The organism is Acinetobacter sp. IK23 (assembly GCF_035615275.1).
Classification (GTDB): domain Bacteria; phylum Pseudomonadota; class Gammaproteobacteria; order Pseudomonadales; family Moraxellaceae; genus Acinetobacter; species Acinetobacter seifertii.
In genome coordinates this window covers 66,222-86,538 of the sequence record NZ_JANBNX010000012.1, presented here as the reverse complement: position 1 = coordinate 86,538, position 20,317 = coordinate 66,222, and the positions used below count along the sequence as shown (strand labels likewise).

The 20,317-nt window shown below is 35.0% G+C and carries 14 protein-coding genes and 1 pseudogene; 10 read left to right on the top strand and 5 right to left on the bottom strand.

Going from position 1 to position 20,317, the window contains the following annotated elements; genetic code table 11:
* The first annotated feature begins 112 nt into the window (after nt 1-112).
* From MSG95_RS10625 to MSG95_RS10615, 3 genes are all read left to right on the top strand, one after another.
* The gene (locus MSG95_RS10625) at nt 113-1,036 is read left to right on the top strand and encodes a hypothetical protein (RefSeq protein ID WP_324645060.1); all 924 of its coding nucleotides are present in this window, start codon (nt 113-115) and stop codon (nt 1,034-1,036) included.
* Between the two features lie 43 nt (nt 1,037-1,079).
* Nucleotides 1,080-1,823 carry a TSUP family transporter gene (locus MSG95_RS10620; RefSeq protein ID WP_019458230.1) on the top strand — a complete coding sequence of 248 codons (744 nt, stop codon included), beginning with the start codon at nt 1,080-1,082 and terminating at the stop codon, nt 1,821-1,823.
* 180 nt (nt 1,824-2,003) lie between these two features.
* Nucleotides 2,004-3,134: a DUF389 domain-containing protein gene (locus tag MSG95_RS10615; RefSeq protein WP_077166095.1), complete on the top strand. Its 1,131-nt coding sequence runs from the start codon at nt 2,004-2,006 to the stop codon at nt 3,132-3,134.
* A 70-nt stretch (nt 3,135-3,204) separates the two neighbouring features.
* On the opposite strand, the gene MSG95_RS10610 is transcribed toward MSG95_RS10615, so the two are convergent.
* Entirely contained in the window at nt 3,205-4,083 is an 879-nt protein-coding gene (locus MSG95_RS10610) for a MetQ/NlpA family ABC transporter substrate-binding protein (RefSeq protein WP_004702956.1), read from the bottom strand.
* An 821-nt stretch (nt 4,084-4,904) separates the two neighbouring features.
* Between MSG95_RS10610 and MSG95_RS10605 the strand changes: the two genes are divergently transcribed.
* Together MSG95_RS10605 and MSG95_RS10600 are read left to right on the top strand one after the other, a co-directional pair.
* On the top strand, nt 4,905-5,993 hold the full coding sequence (locus MSG95_RS10605; protein WP_324645058.1) for a YjgN family protein: 1,089 nt from the start codon (nt 4,905-4,907) through the stop codon (nt 5,991-5,993).
* Nucleotides 5,994-6,013: 20 nt separating this feature from the next.
* Nucleotides 6,014-7,108: a M48 family metallopeptidase gene (locus tag MSG95_RS10600; protein ID WP_190977919.1), complete on the top strand. Its 1,095-nt coding sequence runs from the start codon at nt 6,014-6,016 to the stop codon at nt 7,106-7,108.
* 173 nt (nt 7,109-7,281) lie between these two features.
* Here the strand turns inward: MSG95_RS10600 and MSG95_RS10595 are convergent, their stop codons facing one another.
* Both MSG95_RS10595 and MSG95_RS10590 read right to left on the bottom strand, forming a co-directional pair.
* Nucleotides 7,282-9,030, bottom strand: coding sequence for an FAD-dependent oxidoreductase (locus MSG95_RS10595; RefSeq protein WP_151819651.1), 1,749 nt, complete (start codon nt 9,028-9,030; stop codon nt 7,282-7,284).
* Between the two features lie 710 nt (nt 9,031-9,740).
* On the bottom strand, nt 9,741-11,168 hold the full coding sequence (locus tag MSG95_RS10590; protein ID WP_077166337.1) for a Na+/H+ antiporter NhaC family protein: 1,428 nt from the start codon (nt 11,166-11,168) through the stop codon (nt 9,741-9,743).
* Nucleotides 11,169-11,282: 114 nt separating this feature from the next.
* Between MSG95_RS10590 and MSG95_RS10585 the strand changes: the two genes are divergently transcribed.
* The 3 genes from MSG95_RS10585 to MSG95_RS10575 all read left to right on the top strand — a co-directional run bounded on the left by MSG95_RS10585 (nt 11,283) and on the right by MSG95_RS10575 (nt 13,844).
* Nucleotides 11,283-12,161, top strand: coding sequence for a LysR family transcriptional regulator (locus MSG95_RS10585; RefSeq protein ID WP_077166338.1), 879 nt, complete (start codon nt 11,283-11,285; stop codon nt 12,159-12,161).
* 80 nt (nt 12,162-12,241) lie between these two features.
* Complete coding sequence (locus tag MSG95_RS10580; RefSeq protein WP_077166339.1) at nt 12,242-13,483, top strand: D-amino acid dehydrogenase; 1,242 nt, start codon at nt 12,242-12,244, stop codon at nt 13,481-13,483.
* Between the two features lies 1 nt (nt 13,484).
* Nucleotides 13,485-13,844 carry a RidA family protein gene (locus tag MSG95_RS10575; protein ID WP_077166340.1) on the top strand — a complete coding sequence of 120 codons (360 nt, stop codon included), beginning with the start codon at nt 13,485-13,487 and terminating at the stop codon, nt 13,842-13,844.
* Nucleotides 13,845-14,208: 364 nt separating this feature from the next.
* On the opposite strand, the gene MSG95_RS10570 is transcribed toward MSG95_RS10575, so the two are convergent.
* On the bottom strand, nt 14,209-14,820 hold the full coding sequence (locus tag MSG95_RS10570) for a hypothetical protein (protein ID WP_077165567.1): 612 nt from the start codon (nt 14,818-14,820) through the stop codon (nt 14,209-14,211).
* A 280-nt stretch (nt 14,821-15,100) separates the two neighbouring features.
* On the opposite strand from MSG95_RS10570, the gene MSG95_RS10565 reads away from it, so the two are divergent.
* Together MSG95_RS10565 and MSG95_RS10560 are read left to right on the top strand one after the other, a co-directional pair.
* Nucleotides 15,101-16,375, top strand: a complete 1,275-nt coding sequence (locus MSG95_RS10565; protein WP_032025764.1) for a tyrosine-type recombinase/integrase — start codon at nt 15,101-15,103, stop codon at nt 16,373-16,375.
* A gap of 128 nt (nt 16,376-16,503) precedes the next feature.
* Nucleotides 16,504-16,984, top strand: a pseudogene (locus tag MSG95_RS10560) (IS3 family transposase); the annotation flags it as partial.
* Nucleotides 16,985-17,101: 117 nt separating this feature from the next.
* Here MSG95_RS10560 and MSG95_RS10555 read toward each other — a convergent pair.
* Nucleotides 17,102-20,314 (bottom strand): DEAD/DEAH box helicase, encoded by a 3,213-nt coding sequence (locus tag MSG95_RS10555; protein ID WP_106479658.1) that lies wholly within the window; start codon nt 20,312-20,314, stop codon nt 17,102-17,104.
* Between the last annotated feature and the right edge of the window lie 3 nt (nt 20,315-20,317).

The window sequence follows — 20,317 nt, the reverse complement described above, 5'->3', positions numbered from 1 at the left end:
CTCGCTTGATTAAAGCTTGGTTATACGAGGACCAATTGGTTGTACGATAGATTTTAGGTGTAGGCTTCTTCATCTGGAAATTATATTACTGAAGAAGCCTTCAAGAATAGCTTTGTGCAACAAAGCCATTGCAAAGTTAAACTCATATGAAAAAAGTATTATTGAAAAATATATTCGTAGAGAAATACCTTATCTCGTTCTTGAAGGACTCAATATTAAAAAGTTAGATCGTAGTAAAATTGATATTACTCAATCAACACAATTACCGTCACTTGAATTACTTGAAACAGATATAGATATATTAACACTCGCTTCTTCTGAACAAATCATATTGGCAATTCTCGAGGAAGATGCTTTCGCATTTGATATAGATAATTTAGGCAAAATCGTTAGAGTTGTCGCAAACTTAAAAGGTGGTGGAGTCACAAAAATTGAAAATGAAAATCCTGACAAGAGTTCACATTCAGGTATAGCACTAACTGCGCACACCGAAGCTCCTTATCATACAGTGACTAAAGTTGTTAATAATCACTCACCAGCTCCCTCTTCTTTAATTTTAACAGCAAGATGGAATCCCCTGAACGAACCTACTAGTTTAATTCCAATCTCAAGAATATTAAGTCAATTAACTCTTGAAGAGACAATGGCTTTAACAACAGAAAGTTTTAACTTTACTAGAAGTGAAACTTTTAATGAGGGCCAAGGATCTGGTGGAGAAAACGTTTCTATTTTAGAAGTAGATAAGCATGGTTATATAGCCATGAAATATAATTCCTATAGATTCACTCCAAACGAAAATGCTTCTTTAAAAATTAAAAATGCTTTTTATAAATTTGAATCAATTGTTCGACAAGCTCATATTGTTGATTCAATTAATTTAAATCCTAATACAGTTTTAATTATTAATAATAGTTTATGCTTACATTGCCGAGATATTATTAAAGATAACCGTAGAACATTAGTTCGATTACTTGGTTATAGAAAAAACCTTGATTATATTGTGCTGCAAAAAAATCCACTTATTGTGAAAGGCTAATAAATTGAATTTTGAACTCCTCCTTATCTTAGGCTTAGTAGCTATGGTAGCTGGATTTATTGACGCTATTGCAGGTGGAGGAGGTTTAATCACTCTACCTGCATTGCTTTTATCAGGTGTCCCTCCCGTATCTGCAATAGCAACCAATAAATTACAAGCAGCCTCTGCAACACTTTCAGCAACTATTAGTTTTGCAAGAAAAGGGCTCATCGAATGGCGTAAAGCAATCCCTATCGCTTGTATGTCTTTTTTAGGGGGAACATTAGGGGCTCTTTCAGTTACCCTCATGCCTAAAAATGTTCTTTTAACTATCGTACCAATACTTTTAATTTTGGTTGCTTTATATTTTATTTTTTCACCAAAGCTCAGTGATGTAGATAAAAAACCTCTTATTCCTTATTTTTTATTTGCACTTCTAGTGGCGCCGTTACTAGGGTTCTATGATGGCGTTTTTGGTCCCGGGGTTGGTTCATTTTTCATCGTTGCATTTGTACTGTTATTAGGATTTAAGTTAGTAAGCGCTTTATCTTATACCAAGTTAGCAAATGTGGCTTGTAACCTAGGTTCGTTATCTATATTTATCATTAAAGGATACGTCATTTTTCCAATAGCTTTTGTGATGGCTGGTGGAGCTTTTATTGGTGCCTCGATAGGCGCAAAATTTGCAGTAAGATTTGGCTCAAGAGTGATCAAGCCCTTACTCATAATCATCAGCTTATGTATGGCTTTAAAGTTACTTTTAGACCCTAAAAACCCAATTTTTATATATTTAAGCCATTTCTTTTAAGTTGTTCCTTCAATATTTGCAGATCAATAGTATGTTTCCTTGAGGTTCTTAAATCTGGTAAGAACCTCTTACTACAGGACACAACAAATAATTTCACACTGCTACATTTAGAAAAACTTGATTTCTTTTTATTTTTTTAATAATAAAGTTTAATAATTGAACTATAAAATAGAACTAAATATGGAAAAAAAAGATGATGCTACAATCATTGTAGAAGAAAAATCAGATCAACAAAAATACGAAGTACTAAAAGAAAAGCTGAGATATAAACAGGCACTTAGAGCCAACACACAAAAAATTGATCACAAAAATGTTCGCTTAAATATTCAAGCCGATGCTTTACCTAGTAAGACTTTTTTTATAATGAATGCACTTGCTGCGATCATAGCTGGATATGGTCTTCTTGCAGATTCATCCGCTGTAGTCATTGGTGCAATGTTGGTAGCAATGATGCTTGGCCCTATTTCAGGAATAGCTCTTTCATTTATTGATAATAGATGGATTTTATTTAGAACGTCATTCATCACCCTTATCTTGGGCTTAGTAATGATTTATTCGATTGGTATTATTCTGGGACTCATTAATATAAATATACCAATCACTGGTGAAATTTTAGCTCGAACACAACCTACAATAATGGATCTTATGATTGCACTCGCTGGTGGAGCAGCAGGTGCTTTCGCCGCTATATCACCTCGACTCTCTGTTGCTGTTGTAGGTGTGGCTGTAGCGACTGCTTTAGTTCCACCATTAGTTGCAAGTGGTATCTTAATTGCTCATTTAGAATGGAGAAGTGCTGCAAATGCTTTGATTTTAGCTATAACGAATATTATAGCGATTCAAGTCAGTTCCTCATTAGTTCTTTGGATTGCAGGTTTTAGACGAGGTTCTGATACTGAAGTAAAAAGTAATGTCTTTGAATTTATAAAAAGAAATATCATTAGTTTATTGTTTTTAGTGGGTTTAGCGATTTACTTAACTCTAAATTTTATACACATGCTAAATAAACAAATTTATGAGAACGAAGTAAAATCAGATGTTAATCAATATTTTAATATTAACAATAATATTGTCGATACAATCCAATTCGATAAACGAGATGCTTTTACGCTCGTTCGTATTGTAGTGCGTGGAGACACCACTCCAACAGCATTAGATATTCAAAAGCTTAATCAACTATTACCAAAAGATTCAAATGAGAAATCCACTATTGCTCAAATTAGATTTATTCCAGTAGAGATAATTGAAGCACCAAACAGTCCAAGTAATACAGTGATTCAGCATAAAGAAGCAGAACGTTTAGTTAAATAAATATTAAAAAAAGCTAAGCCCCGATTAGCGGGGCTTAGCTTTTATAAAGTAGTTCTAATTAAAAAATTACTTATTTGATGTCTGCAAATTCAGAAACAGGTTTGTTCACTTCAACTTTTGTGCCACCGAATTTTTCACTTACGAATTTTTGCACTTTCGGTAAGTGGTAAAGTTCACCAAGTTTCGTATAGATCGGGTCATTTTTGTTTGCTTCAGCTACGCCCAATAAATTGACATAAAGCTTAGTAGACTGGTCAACAGGCTCACGGAAGATAGCGTCTTTCATTACATTAAGACCACCCTCAAGTGCCAATGTATTACCAAGTACAATTGCATCTACATCGTTTTTAACACGAACTGCTGTAGTCATTTGAATTGGTTTTAATTGTAAATTTTTAGGGTTTTCAGCAATGTCGTTCGTAGTCCCTTTTATAGGATCAAAGTTTGGTTTAAGTTTAATCAGTTTAGCAGATTGTAATAATGTTAATGCACGAGCTTCGTTAGCAGTGTCGTTTGGAATTGCAATCGTCGCGCCTTGTGGGAACTCTTCAACAGTTTTAATTTTATCTGCATAAATACCCATTGGTTCCAAGTAAGTTGTCGCAATAGCTGCAACTTTCGCTGTATTTGAAGCATTGTAAGCTGCCAAATAGTTAAATGACTGGAACGCATTTACATCTTGCTCACCATTTGCGACAGATGTATTGAGCACAACATAGTCAGTCAAATTGGTAACTTGAAGTTTAATACCCGCTTCTTTAGTCTCAGGAAGCGTTGCAACATATTTCCATACATCCGTATCTGAACCTGTTGAAACCAGTTTAATTGTTCGAACAGACTCAGTTTTGTCTTTGGTCGTTGCAGTATTTTCAGTTTGTGCAGGTTGTTTATTACATGCAGTCAGTGTTAGTACAGATGCGCTGAACAATACACTAAATAATTTTTTCATAGGTACATCCTAAAATAGGAAACGCCTACCCTACAAAAGAGTGAGACATTTCCAACCATTGGGTCGAAATGCAATATTTGGCCGGAAATAATTTCCAGATATAGGGTTTAGAAGCCTGAATTCAGCACTATTCATTCCTTGAACTTGCTCGCTAAACAATAGAATTATGTTTTGAAACAGCCTCTAAATATGGGATCATCATATATCAACAAGTGAATATTCTACAAATAACTTGTTCAATTCTGATATATAGTCATGCTCACAGCAACATATTGAAAACATAAACATTTTTTCAAATATCACATACATATTTGATTTATATGAAATTTCCAGGATTTGTTATCACCTTTTTAGCTAAATACGGGTGAAATTTATATTTTTTGCATATAAAAGCCTTTCCTTCTACAGGTCTTTCGAATTTGAGGAAGCGATGAAAGTCACATTAAAAACATAAGCTATTTATGTAAATTATTTTTTATTATTTAAGTTTTTACTAACAATAAATTTTATCAAGATAACTTGTATTAATTCTAAGTAAAGTGAATAACAGGAAATGAATGATGCAGAAAAATTTCAGTTCAAATTAGAATTACTACTAAATTTACAATCACAATAAGTCACCAATGCCTTTAAACCCATTATTTATACTTCTCGTGATAAGCTTTCTGTCTCGAATAATTCAACAGAAAAGTGCTAATAAATTGTTGCTCGCTTTTCATTCTATTTATTTCAATTCATAAAAAATATATAATAATCTCAATAGCTTTCTAATTATCTATTACCTTCATTCATGATCATATATTTTCAATAAAGAGAATAAAATGCAAGACCAAGCTTTAACCTCACTTCCTCAAGATTTAAATGAGGATCAAAATATTACAACTCCACCAATTTCACACTCAGGAATTTATCATTTTAAGTTTCATGGTAATGCCTCAGAATATTTTGGAATCTGGATCGTTAATATTCTTTTGACTATTATTACTTTAAGCTTATATGCGCCTTGGGCTAAAGTTCGTCGCTTACGCTATTTCTATGGTAATACAGAATTTTTTGAACGCCGCTTTGATTTTACTGGTATTCCAACCAAGATTTTGATTGGACGTTTAATTGCATTAGGAATTTACGTAGTATTTGCAATTTCATCACAGTATTCAATGATTGCGACTGTGGTTGGACTAGTTGCATTATATACAGCAGTCCCTTGGCTAATTCGCGCTACTTTGCGTTTTACTGCAAGAAATAGTAAGTTCGGCAACGCACGTTTTTATTTTGGTGGAACCATAAAAGAATCTTATAAAGTCTTTCTTTTGAGTATATTGGTATATATTTTCACATTAGGAATTTTTACACCTGTAGCTATTTGGCTATATAAAAAATATTATCTAAACAACTTATATGCTGGACAATTAAATTTTAAATTAAACGCGAAATGGTCTGCATATATGGCTGCAGTTTATATACCAGTTTTTATTGCAATTGGTATAATTGCTATTTTTTCAATTATTTACTTTGCTATGGCAGGAACAATTGCTGGGTTCTCACCGAGAGTTGCAGTCTTCGGAATAGTTATGGTATATGCATTTCTTGGATTATTTATTTATCCATTAATTGCTGCACGTATTTTTATTACGACATGGAACAATACGACAGTTGGAAACAGTCAATTTAAAACAGACTGTAATCAATGGCGTTTTGCATGGATTGTAGCTTCAAACTGGATAGTAAAAATCTTAACCATAGGTTTAATGTCTGCTTGGGCTGCGGTTCGTATTCACAAATATCAGATTGAATCGATGAGTTTAATTTTATTAGATGATCCAGATCAAATGATGAATCTAGCTCAGCAAGAACAAAGTGCTTTAGATGAAGAAATCAGTGATATTTTTGATATTGACATCTCTTTATAATAATCTGAGTTTACTTATTTATGTCCCAAGCAGTAGATATCATTTTCTATGATGGCATAGTGTCTAAACCTCACCATGCTCAGATTTCAGCTCAATCTAAATCTGAAGTTCTCATTCGGTATGGTGAGCAATTAGAACAACAACGTCATTATCAATATACTGATATGAAATTGATTGGTGCATTGGGACAGTTACATCCAGTGATTGAATTATCTGATGATGCACGGATTGAATTTCATAGTGCATTACCTGAATGGTTTAATTACACAACTAAAAAGGTTCAACATTCGATCTGGAAACTTGAACGCTCTCCGAGTCTTATTCTTTTTAGTGTAATTTTTGTGATTACTTTCGCGATCAGTCTAGTGAAATGGGGTGTTCCAGCCACATCCCATTATCTTGCTTTTCAATTACCTGAGAATACTTTAAAGAAATTAGGCGATGAAGCCGAGAATTATGTATTAAATAATTGGACTGCCCCCAGCCAATTAGCACAAACTCAAAAAGACCAAATTACTAAGCAATATTTGAATACTGTTGCTGAAAACAGACCAGCCAAATTAGTCTTCCGTAAAGGCGATCATTTAGGGGCAAATGCTGTAGCGCTACCCAATAATACAATTATCGTCACAGATGAACTGATCAAAATGGCACATACTAATCAGGAAATCTTAGGCGTATTAGCCCATGAACAAGGGCATTTAGTTTATCGCCATAGTTTGCAACAAGGGTTAACTAGTTTAGGCCTAAGTATATTATACATTGCAATGACAGGAGATAATTCAGACTTATTTACGTCATTACCTGCCGCTATGATTGGTGCAAATTACTCACGTAAATTTGAGTCCGAAGCCGATCTATATGCTTTACAGCTGATGGATAGAAAGCATATCGAAGTCTCACACTTTGCAAATTTCTTACAACGTTTAAGCGATACAACAGAAGAAGGTATCGATAAAAAAAATCAGTCCAACCCACCAACTTCTCAAGAAGAATCTTCAGCTAATAAATTATCTACAGCTGTTCTTGATACTTTATCCTCTCATCCTGCAACTGAAGAGCGTATTCGAATGGTTCATGATTTTGAGAAAAAACAAAGGCTAAATATTAAATAGTAGAAAATGAGGATTCATTCCCAAGACACTATGAAATATAAAATTAAACTGAAATCTAATTCTGCCCCACTCAATCCAAATTTTTATATAGGTTTCTAAGCATTAAAAAATTCACATAAAAAAAGCCCCTGCTTTTAACAGAGGCTTTTCGAATTTGGTGAAGCAGTGAAATACTAATTCAAACTAAGTATTGATGACATTGCTTTGTGCAATTCATCTTCTGCATTTTCAATTTGATTGCTTGTCCAAGCAATATAGCCATCTGGTCTAATCAGCATGCATTCATTTTCATCATTAGTCCAACACCGTGAAAGCTCTCCATAAGAGTCTTCAACATCTCTTTTTGGCCCTACCTGTATAACTTTAATATCCAAGTTAAGCTGTCTATTAATGTTATCTACAGCAAGCTTCCATTTATCACCTTGCAACCAACAGAAAAGCGTAAATTTTCCATTGCCAATTAAATCCAAAGTTGAGATTTTTCTATGATTTTTGACTAACCATGTATGAGGGATTTTATGGCCAGCATTAAATGAGGGATAATAATAAAGATCTTCATCTCTATAAGAATCTAATTCATTTTCAATATTATGTTTTGCTCCAATAATTGCAGATGAATGATATCGCACATTAGTTTCTACACCTAAAGCAGCAAACTCATAAGCTTTATATTCAATTACAGACCTTAAATCACGGCGTTTAACAGCACCTTTTTCATGACTCTCACTTAAAGCATTAATGCTTTTTTGCATTGTTTCTATACTGTACTTTCCATCTAACTCTAAAGCAGAAAATATAGTAGAGAACTCTCTAACACTTTGATTTGCACGCTTAACAATTCGTTCACCAACAGATGCTCTTTCATCATTAAAACTGTCTAATAAACCACTACCCGCTTTGCCATTTAATACAAATGCTAATTTCCAACATAAGTTATAAGCATCTTGTATAGATGAGTTTGAACCGAGTCCATTAGAAGGTGGATGGCGATGGACAGCATCACCAATACAGAAAACTCGACCTTTCGAATATTGCTCCGCATACATTTCATTGACTGTCCATAACGACTTACTACTTATATTTATTTCAATGTCGTTATCGCCAATAAGCTGTTTGCAAATCGCAATCGCCTCATTATCGGTAAGAAATGGCTCTTCCTTTTCAATGTCGTAACCCCAAACAATCTGCCATTCATTCCAAGGTCTGACCATTCGCAGTAAGCCTAACCCAATCCCTCCAATGTTTGCTCCGGGTTGTATAATCCACCAGAGGTATCCAGGTCGATGCGAAACATATTTTGTTAAATCGGCTTTAAAAATAATGCTGATACTGCCACTTTTCCCCATTTTACCAGCCATAGGTAAATCTAAATCTTTTACGACTTGGCTGCTTGCACCATCAGCTCCGATTAAATACTTACATCTGATTAAGTATGTTTGTTTAGTTAATCTATCTAAAACAGTGACTGTTACACCATCTTTATCTTGCACATGAAATAGGTATTCCGTATCAAATCTTGGATGGCTACCTCGTGATGCAGCATTTGAAAGCAAAATAGGTTCAAATAGGTGTTGAGGAAGATCGCACTGTTCACAAGGGCTCGCTTTAGCATACTCAGACATTCTTTCTGGATGATTCATTCCATAAGGAAAACGTCCAATTTCATCACCTGTTAAAGATGTGCAATAAACCACATCTCCCATAACTTCTTTTGGTGCAGCTTTTGCGATTACTTCATCTGAGATGCCTAAATCTCGGACAACTTCCATTGTTCTTTGACTGATATAATGGGCACGCGGACTGTTTGCTAGCCATCTATATTTAGTTATTATGATATTTCTAATTCCATAAGTACTTAACATAAGTGCAGCCGAAGAACCAGCTGGACCACTCCCAACAATTAAAACATCAGTTTCTAACATTTTTATCCTATTACTTACATATTTTTAGCATCTAAATAGTTATTGCATATATTTAAAGCAAATAACTATATTAAAGATAACATTGCTTCAAAAACTCTTTAAGACCAATTGGAGATAAAGGCTTCTCTATATTGATTTTCAAATAGATCTATAAAATAGATAAAATAAATTTCCATATATTTATAGATCTATTATTTCCACAAATATAACATTTGAGGTTTATTGGTTACATTGGCAAATCCCTACACAATATATCTTTTAGATACATCTAACTCTCCGATTAAATTTATATTTTTTAAGCAGATTTTTTTATTTATTAAAATTATTTTAGCCATACCTTTAAAAATAAAATTACAAAACAATCATTATTTCAATTATATTTTATAAAAAATATTTTGATACCACCAATAGAAATATAAGCCACAAGAAAGAAAACAATATTGTTGATTATAGATAGATATTTTTTAATACTATTTCCAATCAAAAAATTTCCAAAGGTATAAGCTAAAAATAATAAATCTATTGAAAATTAAAATTATTTTTTACACATAACTTTGGTACTTATGAATTAAATTAGCAAAGTAAAAAACAACTATTTTATTTTAAAAAGACCTATCAATTATACAGTATAAAATAAAGCCCCTTAAACTTTCTAGATTAAGAGGCTTTTGAAATTGATTTAAATAAGAAATACTTTTAATTTATAGGAACTAATTCAAAATCTGGAACAATACTGCAAAAAGTAGAATATTTGCGATCACTATGGCCCAACCACCATATAGCATGTATTTAAGTTGACTTGAACGTGCTAAGCCCATTTGACCAAACATATCAGAAGATGGAAAAGGGCCAAACCAGTCTACTTGGGAACTTGATAATAGAACTGCTGTAACCGCAACAGGTGGAACGCCATTTGCCAGTAAAATTGGTCCAAAAATTTTATTGGTAAAGGTCATTTGTGCAACAGCTGCCCCTGGAATATGCCCCACAATATTAAATAAGAAAATACCAAAACAGAGCATCGCAGGACTTAAGTCAACCAAATACGGTGTCGCATTATCTAACAGTGTTTGATAAGCATTGAGTTTTTCAACAAGAACTAAAATAGGATTGTATAACCAGTAAAGAATAAACATCCAGACTAATTTACCGCATCCCTCGTAGAGTGCTTCCAAAATCTGCTTAGGGCTAAAACCTGCAACTAACCCAGTCAAAGTGGCAACAGTAAGCATCACAATAATTGCAAAACTAAAACCTGCTTTAAAAATAATTCCAAGAATTGCCATCACGATAATTGTGCCAATGAATACAATCGCCGCACGTTTACTTCTTTTCAATTCGGAGGCACTTTCTATTTTTTCAGAAGGTTCTAAGAAGTTTTCATTATAGGTATATTTTCCAAAAGTCCACTTTTGTATATAGCCAGACATGAACCAACCTGTAAGAAGTGTGACAACACTCATAGGAATGGCACAAGCACTTAAGTATTGCGGGTAGGTCAAGCCACCCAACTCTAAAATAGTTACTGTACTTGGTGTAAAAGGTCCTATAAAAAGACCGACCGAACCGGCTGTCATCAACAGTAATGCAACGGTGGGTGGCGTTAAACCAACAGCTGCTGCAATGGGAATAATGACAGCAACAATAATGGCATTACCACCTGCCATAGTCCCCAATGAACCACAAATAACAACTGATGAAATCATGATGCCAAGTTTTACGCGAGGAATACTTGAAAGCCCAACTTTATTGACAATAAATTTGACCAACTCTTTCGCTGCACCTGTTCGGTTGGCGACTTCACCAACCCCTGCACCCAACATAATAATAAGACCGACAGTCGCAATAAATGAGCCTGTAGACTTTGCAAGTATTCCACCCAATTCAAATACACTGGTGGATGTCATTATCACACTGATAATAATCGCAATAATCACCGCAAGCACAATATCTAGACCGATAACAGTTAAGAGTGCTAAGGCAAAAATAGGCAATAACCCAATTAAACCGACCTCCTCTATGGGTAAGCCTTTTGCATAAAATGCTAAAACAAAGCTAAGAATAATAATTGCAATAAGGGCAATATTTTTAGGTGTCCTGATATTAGGTATTGTTATAGAAGATTGCTCAACTGACATATGTATCACTCCTTGATCATTGGCATTGAATTTCACACCAATTTACAAGGGTTTATTGACATTAAATAATGAATTCTAATAGATTACCTATAACTATTAGTTATGTGCTCATTTATGAATCTTCGACACCTAGAAATATTCTATTTAGTCATGCTTTTTGGTTCACTCACAGAGGCAGCATCATCGTTATGTATTTCACAGCCTGCGGCAAGTAAATTACTCAAACATGCGGAACAACGACTCGGTTTTTCTCTATTTAAGCGAGTCAAAGGTAAATTACAGCCAACAAAAGAGGCCTATATCTTATATGATGAAATTAAGCCAATTTATGAAAAAATAAATGAATTAAATAAATTAACGGATAACTTAGCAAGAAGTACCCAAGGTCAAATCACACTCGGGTGTTTGCCAAGTTTAGGTTTAAGTCTCATCCCCAAGTTAACTGCAAAATTTCTAAAAAAATATCCTGATGTTTTTGTCAATATTGGTACAGATCATACTCAAGCATTAGAGCAGAAATTATTAAGACGTGAAATTGATATTGCGGTGACATTCCAGCCTCATACTCAACATGGAATTATTGCTACGCCTGTTCTTGATATTCCTTTGGTTTACATCGACTCTCAGCCTATTGATGCAAAGCAAGATATTCACTCAATTGATGAAAATAGATGGATTCAACCCTACTCAGACTCCCTCATGCAAGTTGTAAAAAAGTACAGAACATTTAATAAAAGTATTGTGAATGTACAAACCTATTATATGGCGAGTGAACTTGTGCGCGAAGGTTTGGGATGTAGCATTACCGATATTTATACTGCTGCACACTCCTTACCAAATCATATGATTCACGAAATAAAACCAAGTTTATCTACCACAATTTATATTTTAGAAAATGCCAATGTGAGCACGACCAAAGCGACTGAAGATTTTATTGAATTAATTAAAAGAGAAGTGGCTTTCATGACACCATCGATTAACCAAAAGTTATGAGTAGTATCTAAAAACTCATTTGTTTAACGTTTTATCTTCTTCTTTAATGCAAATGTGTGTTGCAGATATATCATGGAAGAATGAAAAAACATGTCGTTGTCATTGGTGGTGGAGTCATTGGTTTAAGTACAGCCTATGCACTTATTCAAGCAGGCCATAAAGTTACAATAGTGGAAGAAAAAGACCAGATTGGCTGCCAAACAAGTTTTGCAAATGGTGGTCAACTCAGTTATCGCTATGTTGCACCTTTAGCGGATGCAGGCGTTCCATTTCAGGCACTGCAATGGTTAGGAAAAGCCCACTCGCCTTTAAACTTTAAATTGAACTTTTCACCTCTTCAATGGTCTTGGTTATTCCAATTCCTCATGGCATGTAATCGCAAAGATAACATTGTGAATGGAAATCATATTTTACGGTTGTCCCTATATAGTCAAAGTATTATGTCTAAATGGCGTGATGAAATTGATAATTTTGACTGGGTAAAATCGGGAAAAATGATTATTCATCGCAATGAAAAAGCATTTAAAAAAGCAGCATTAGCGATAGATCCAACTGTACAAAAAGTGCTGTCACCAGAAGAAACCGTTCAACTTGAACCCGCATTAAGAGGTATTGAATCTACATTAGTGGGTTCAATTTATACACCTGATGATGAAACAGCAGATTGCTACAAATTTTGTTTAGCACTGTATAAAGCACTAAAAGAGAGTAAAAACTTCAGATGTTTATATGCACATGAAGTGACAGATTTTTTTGCGGAAAATAATCAAATTACTGCAATTGAAACAAATCAAGGGCGTATAGAAGCAGATGAATTTGTCGTTGCTGCGGGCAATGGTAGTACTGCAATTTTTAAAATGGTGGGTATTTCAGTCCTAGTTTATCCATTAAAAGGATATAGCCTGACTTTACCATTCCCAGAAAAAGCCAATATTGTACCCAATATGAGCGTAACCGATTATGCGAATAAAATTGTATATGCAAAATTAGGGAATCAGCTTCGTATTGCCGCAATGGTCGATATTGGCTATCAAGATACCTACATTAGAAAAGAGCGTATAAATGCATTGAAAGATACGGTACGGAAAACATTTCCTGATTTATTGGGGGTAAATACAGCACAAGAATGGAGCGGTTTACGTCCATCTACCCCTACAGGTTTACCCATTCTGGGTCGTACGAAATATTTAAATTTATGGGCAAATATTGGCCAAGGTAGTTTAGGTTTCACATTGGCCGCTGGTTGTGCCATGGTCATTAGTCAATTAATTAGCCAAGCAACCTCACCAATTACATTAGATGGTTTATCTCTGGAGAAATAAAATGAGTCATGATATTCAACGTATTGATACAAATGCACGTTTATCAGGTTGTGTCCTTCATAACGGTTTAGTATATGTTTCGGGTCAAGTTCCAACAACTTTAGATGCTGACGCTAAGCAGCAAACTTTAGAAGTTCTGGCAAAAATTGATGCTTTACTGCAACAAGCTGGTAGTGATAAAAGCCGTATTTTAACTGCACAAATTTGGATTAAAAATATTGCCGAAGATTTTGCAGTGTTCAATGAATGTTGGGAAGCATGGTTACCAGATGGAGCAGCACCAGCACGTGCGGCTATTCAAGCAGATTTGGCACGCCCGCAAGTATTAGTAGAAGTGATGGTTACGGCGAGTATTAAGTAAGATTTGCCTTAAATAAAGCCAGTGAATTTACTGGTTTCATTAATTTCATGTTCAAATATAATCAGTCGTCAACTTGATGTTGCATATATTTATAGTTAACGCTGATCACCTTATCCTTACTAAATACTTTACGAATTGATTTTAATCTGACCAGTTAGTTAGGTTGAGACAAAATAAATTTTCAAAAGATATTTTTAAAATAAAAAAAAACATTCCAAAAAACTTGAAATGGCTCTAGTGAAAAACACTGAGCCTGAAATAGTAAAAAATTAGAGCCTAACAATATCTACTGTAATAATTTGATGAGAAAATATAATATATTCAAATACTTTTTTAGATGAAATTTACTAAAAATTAAATTATATTAATTAACAAAATGTATTTCCTTTACTTCTTCATTTAAAATTTTTAATGCAGTTAGACAAACATCTAAATATTGCTCATCTTTAATATTTCTATGGTAAGAGTCATAAATTCTTATGAGCACACCATTCCATTTAAATTTCCCTACATAAGGTTTTGGTTGACAGGATGTATTATTATAAATTTTTCGCCCCCAATAATCTGTCGTACGATTATAATATTGAGGTGAATACATAAATACATTAAATGCATAATCCCTATAAAAATCATTTTTCCAGTCTTTTGCCAATAATTTATTAACATCTGTAGGCCATCTGATTTTAAATCCACTATCTCCTTGATACTCTCTTGGTATTAACCAAAACCGACCACTACGCTTTATTAAAAAATATTTACGAGAGTCAAATTTTGGTAGTCGTGCGAAGTCTTCTTGTGTATAAGAGTCAAACTCTTCAGCTAGCCTAATCCTTTCCCGTTCCATATTTGAATGAATAAGAGCATCTTGATCTTTCTCTGTTAAAGGAACACACTTATATACAACCCAAGCTATAAAAAATACTAAAAGCAAAGTCCATATAAAACCTTTAGATGGTGTGTAGTTTTTTATTTTCATTTTTCCACCTTTAATAAACTAAGAATTAATGCACCTAGATTTTGATGTGGGGTATTTTGAGGGATAAAAGCATAGATAAAAAAAGCCCCTGCTATTAACAGGGGCTTTTCGAATTTGGCGGAAGCGGTGTCCGTCTAACACTTGTCTCATGCCGTCCAACCCAATATTATAAAAATATATTTTTCAATAACTTAATAAAATAACAATCTAACCACGTCTTGTCTAATCTATCCATTTCCAGTATTTTAAGTGGGGTAAGTTGTGGGGTAAATGAAAGATCATGCCAAAGAAAGCTAAAGAACTATCTGCTCTCAGTGTAGCAAAAATCAAAGAGACTGGTCGCCATTCTGTAGGGGGTGTTGATGGCCTTTGCTTAAATGTCGAAGGCAATTCACGTGTCTGGATTTTGCGTGCAGTAGTTGGTAAACGTCTTGATAAGGATGGTAAGCAAAAACCGCATCGCCGTGATATTGGTCTTGGTCCCTATCCTGAAGTTTCTTTAGCTGAAGCTCGTGCCAAAGCCACTGAACTAAGATTACAAATACGAAGTGGTATTGATCCAATTGCTCATAAACAGGAACAACTCGAAAAGCTCCGCATCCAACAGTTAAAGAATAAAACTTTTCGTGAATGTGCCAAAGTTGTGATTGCCAATAAAACTCGTGAACTTAAAAATGAAAAACATATTGGGCAATGGTCATCAACCTTGGAAACCTACATTAACCCAACGCTGGGTGATCTCACTATTAGCAGCATTACCAAAGTTGATATTGCTGAAGTACTTAAGCCTATCTGGATTGAGAAAAATGAAACCGCTAAACGTATCCGTGGTCGTCTAGAAACCATTTTTGATTATGCCAAGGCTATGGGATATTTTGAAGGTGATAACCCTGCTGAATGGAAAGGCAATCTTGAACCAATCTTAGGAAATTTAAAGCAGGATTCACGCCCTCACCCTTCATTGCCTTATGAACAGGTTAACAACTTTATTCAGCACTTGAGGCAAAAAAAAGGAATTTCCCCTAAAGCTCTGGAATTTACGATTTTAACGGCTTGTCGGTCTGGCGAGGTTTTTGGGGCTACGTGGCAGGAAATCGATTTTAAAAATAAGGTCTGGATCATTCCTAAAGAACGGATGAAAGCAGACAAAGAACACCGTGTTCCGTTGTCTCAAGAGGCAATCGCTTTGCTTGAATCAATTCAACAATATACCCGACCACAAGACTTTATCTTTCCTGCCCCTCGTGGTGGCATGCTTTCTGACATGTCATTAACCACATTAATTAAACGTATGCATGAACAAAAACTTAAAGAAAATGGCTTAGGCTATATTGATCCTAAGCAAAATCGAGTGATCACGACACATGGTTTCCGTTCAACTTTCCGTGATTGGTCAGCAGATAAAACAGATTATTCTCGTGAGGTATGTGAGCATGTCTTAGCACATAAGCTACCTGACGAAGTTGAAGCTGCATATTTACGTGGAGCTTATCTCGAAAAACGTAAAGCATTAATGGCGGACTGGGCTGAATTTTGCTATGAAAAAACTATCTAATGATGAATACAGCATAAATATTTTTATATAACACGAACCTTGTTTAAGCGACTGATTCCATAATTTGAATTGTTGGTTTATTTCGATGGGTTAATTGATATGCACTTAACGATGAGTAAATCCCACTTAAATCATGGGCCTATCTCGCTGTGGTTCTTGATTTATATGCACGCAGGGTGATTGGTTGGTCTATGTCAGCACAAGTAAATCAGCATTAAGGCATTAGATGAAGCATGACATCGCAGAGGCAAACCCATTGGAGTTATATTTCACTCCCTTACGAAGCAATGCTTCTCAGGCAGCCAATATAAAAGCCATCTGGTTCTGCAGATATTGGGGCGTTACGCCACGCAACAAAGCATGAGTCGTAAAAGCAACTGTTGGGATAATGCTGTTGCTGAATCCTTTTTTAGCAGCTTAAAGAAGGAAAGAGTTAAGAAAAGGATTTATAAAACACGAGAAATGGCTCGTGCGGATGTGTTTGATTATATCGAGATGTTTTACAATCGGGTCAGAAGGCATTCCGCAAACGGCTGGTTAAGCCCAGAAGCCTTTGAACAGAAATATTTTAAGAATTTAGAGGGATTTGTTGTCCACGATACTGTCTAGGATCAATGGACATAATCTGACGTCAGTAAATTTCGATGTTTTCATGCAGAATCTCCTGCTTGTATCTTAAGAGAAAATTCTACTTTTAGATCCTTTTATTTTTTGGGAGATTACCATCTAAATCATTTCGATCAATTCTTTGCTAAGTTCTCTACTCGGCTGCAGCATATCATCTGCCAGAGCCCGCTTACTTGATAAAAGTTCATCCAACTTGACTTCAAAAGTTTTTAATTCCTCCCCATCAGGTGCAGAGATCGTTGGGTAATACACATAAACTTCTTTCTGCTGTCCGATACGATAAGCGCGGTCAGTTGCTTGATCTTCTTTAGCAGGATTCCAGCTACGTGTATAATGAATAACATGATTAGCTTTTTGAATATTGACGCCAAAACCTACAGCAGTGGTTGATAAAATAATCACATTAAAACCACTAGTGGCTTGGAATCTATCAATAAAGTTTTGCCGGGTTAAACCTTTTTTACTGCTTGTATTTGAATCCCCATTAACGGTTGTAACATTTAAGCCGAACCGTTCTAGAAGAATCCGTTTCAGGAATACTTGAATATCTCTAAATTCAGTAAAAATAATAACCTTTTCATTCTTTGCCTTAATTACTTCTAAGGTTTTGATCAGCCAATCTACCTTAGGGGATTCATGAATTGAAGCATTCGGTTGCAATTGTAAAGGATGTGCACAAATCATGCGCATACTGTGCAACGCACCTAACATTGCCCCCTGGTTACCCTCAGCTGATAATTTTCTAAAATGATTGGCTGTATCAATATACAATTGTCTTTGCAATGTTGAAATTGGAATATTTTTACAATGTTGGACTTCGTGTTTTTCAGGTAAATCAGCGACCTCTTTTTTCATCCGTCTTAAAACTTGGGGGGCTATCAATTTACGGAGTTGCTCTAAGATTTGCTTATCTACATCTTCCGACATTTCAATTGGACGTCGATATATTTTATTAAACTCACTTAAAGAACCGAGTAAATTTTCTTGTATAAAATCAAATAAGCACCATAAGTCAGTGAGTGAATTTTCCACTGGAGTACCAGTACATGCTATTTTAAAGTCTGCCTTTTGAGCTTTAGCCGCTTTTGTCACCATAGCCGTAGGTACTTTAATTTTTTGTGCTTCATCGCAAACCATAATCCCCCAATCAACTCGCGCTAAAGAAAACTCTAGATCACGCATCGTTTCATAGGTTGTGAGGACAATATCCGCATCACCTAGCCACTCTTCTTCAAGCAAATGCGTAATACCGTGATCGTCTCTCAATTGAGCAGAAATTAAATGCTTGGGAATTTTTCGATCTTTTAAATTCTCACCATATAGACTTAGGATCTTAGCAAATTTAGCACTGAAGAACCGATTTGCTTCTGCCTCCCAGTTTTCTAACAATGAAACTGGAGCAACCACTAAAACTGGTTTTTTATCTTTCGCATTTTCTAAATATTCACCAATAAAGCACAACAATTGCAGGGTCTTCCCCAATCCCATATCGTCTGCTAAAAGGCAGCCACTTACCTGTTTTGGTGCATATTGATGTAGATTCTGCAACCATGCAATCCCATACTCCTGATGTGGTTTTAAACTAAATTCCTGACTTCTGAAACTTGAAGGCAATCTAGCTGGAAGATGGTTCTTCTCATCAAAAACTAATTGATCTGCTCGTTGTTTAGTAAACTCAGCTTTATCAATGTTATTCGCAATGAGTAAGGTATCTTTCTTTTTTTTCTGTAAATTAACCGTAGGTTCTTCTAATGTTTCAATAGACTCTTTTCTATTTGAATCACTCAGACTATTAAATAATTTTTTAGCGTCATCTAATGAGACTTCAGTGTTCGCATTAGGAATTAGAACCTGATCTTTACCTTCTTGCTCAGCCTGTTTGATACGCTGTTCAAGCACCTCTATTGCTTCATTAGACAAGCGATCTTGTAGTTGTTCTTCCAACTCCATGAGATGCTGTGGTAACCACTCTGATTCACCACTGTCTCTTTGAATAAACTCAGAGTTAAGTTTTTGTGCCTCACCAATACCAATGACCCGATCACTGTAATTAGATAGATCTAAAACTTGTTGTGCTTGTAGCTCATCTTCATATTTTTGGATTTCTGTTAGATCACTTTTTAACTCTTGAACCTGATGATCTAAATAACTTGTTTTATCAATTGTATAACCCGCCCACATGAAAATTGGTGATGGCTTTTCATAAGCAGAGATAAAATATTTTGTTTGCTCTAGAGTGGAGAGTTCCAACAGAATCGATTGTTGTTCACGGCCAGAATTTTCGTTGAGAGTTAATTGAGCAGAAACATAATGTCCTAACTCATTATAAAATTTATCTATCTGTAATCTGTAACTAAAGATTTCTGCATCTTGCTTTGATTTTTCAAAACCTTCAGGAGAGATGACCTCTGTGGCATCATCTCCTAATTGCGCGAAGGGGTTATGCAAAAATATTTGAGCGCGCTCACCAGATACACGTCTATTCGGCATCTTTTTAATTTCACTCAGTACATTTTTGACTTGAGGATCAATGACTACATGAGCGACTCCACCATCTGGTAGGCTAATGCTATATTGATCTTGTACCTGATTATAGCGATCAAAAGTTTGCAACCAATTTGACGGTGCCTCATCAAAGTCGGGCTGTACTTCTACAACTGATTCCTGACTAATCAAGTTTTTACGTAGATTCAATTGTAATTTTTCAGGTGCAAGTACCACGGTCTTACGAAGAAACTCATCTAAATTTGCTTGACTTCGATTGGCTAAACTTCGTATTTGAGCCCAATACTTTTGATTGAGCTTATTATCTTTATTTGAAATACGAGCAAATTCTTTAACTTTTTCTACAAGTTTCCAAGTCGTTTCATTCAGTAAATATTCTTGACCATCAACATTCAGTACCGCACCTATTCGTTTAATTAGGCCTTTAGACTTAATCCTATTTTGATCACACCATCCATCTAGAATGATTTTAAAATCAGGATCACTTAATCCTCCCTCACTACGAATCACTGGATGTAAATTCGTTGGACTGGGTAAGTTGAGTAAATTAAGTACGTTACTATGTTCTGGATCTTGCTGAAGCTGAAACAACTCCTCCCATGGCAATATATAGTGATCATCCAAGAGATAGGCGAGATCTTCTTCTTCTAGGCTTTCCCAATAAAAATCAGCGTCATTTTGAGCATTCTGTTGATAAGGATAAATCAATCCTACTTCATCATATTGTAAAGACTTTATACTCGCCACCAAGTTATCTTCAACAAAAGTTTCAGTATTTTTTTTCTTTTTCCAGAATGCTAATCTCATAAT

Excerpts from the sequence above, each read along its gene's own strand:
- MSG95_RS10555 (WP_106479658.1), bottom strand. The coding sequence starts at position 20,314 with ATGAGATTAGCATTCTGGAAAAAGAAAAAAAATACTGAAACTTTTGTT.
- MSG95_RS10565 (WP_032025764.1), top strand. The coding sequence starts at position 15,101 with ATGCCAAAGAAAGCTAAAGAACTATCTGCTCTCAGTGTAGCAAAAATC.
- MSG95_RS10605 (WP_324645058.1), top strand. The coding sequence starts at position 4,905 with ATGCAAGACCAAGCTTTAACCTCACTTCCTCAAGATTTAAATGAGGAT.
- MSG95_RS10615 (WP_077166095.1), top strand. The coding sequence starts at position 2,004 with ATGGAAAAAAAAGATGATGCTACAATCATTGTAGAAGAAAAATCAGAT.
- MSG95_RS10595 (WP_151819651.1), bottom strand. The coding sequence starts at position 9,030 with ATGTTAGAAACTGATGTTTTAATTGTTGGGAGTGGTCCAGCTGGTTCT.
- MSG95_RS10600 (WP_190977919.1), top strand. The coding sequence starts at position 6,014 with ATGTCCCAAGCAGTAGATATCATTTTCTATGATGGCATAGTGTCTAAA.
- MSG95_RS10585 (WP_077166338.1), top strand. The coding sequence starts at position 11,283 with ATGAATCTTCGACACCTAGAAATATTCTATTTAGTCATGCTTTTTGGT.
- MSG95_RS10610 (WP_004702956.1), bottom strand. The coding sequence starts at position 4,083 with ATGAAAAAATTATTTAGTGTATTGTTCAGCGCATCTGTACTAACACTG.
- MSG95_RS10580 (WP_077166339.1), top strand. The coding sequence starts at position 12,242 with ATGAAAAAACATGTCGTTGTCATTGGTGGTGGAGTCATTGGTTTAAGT.
- MSG95_RS10590 (WP_077166337.1), bottom strand. The coding sequence starts at position 11,168 with ATGTCAGTTGAGCAATCTTCTATAACAATACCTAATATCAGGACACCT.
- MSG95_RS10570 (WP_077165567.1), bottom strand. The coding sequence starts at position 14,820 with ATGAAAATAAAAAACTACACACCATCTAAAGGTTTTATATGGACTTTG.
- MSG95_RS10620 (WP_019458230.1), top strand. The coding sequence starts at position 1,080 with ATGGTAGCTGGATTTATTGACGCTATTGCAGGTGGAGGAGGTTTAATC.
- MSG95_RS10575 (WP_077166340.1), top strand. The coding sequence starts at position 13,485 with ATGAGTCATGATATTCAACGTATTGATACAAATGCACGTTTATCAGGT.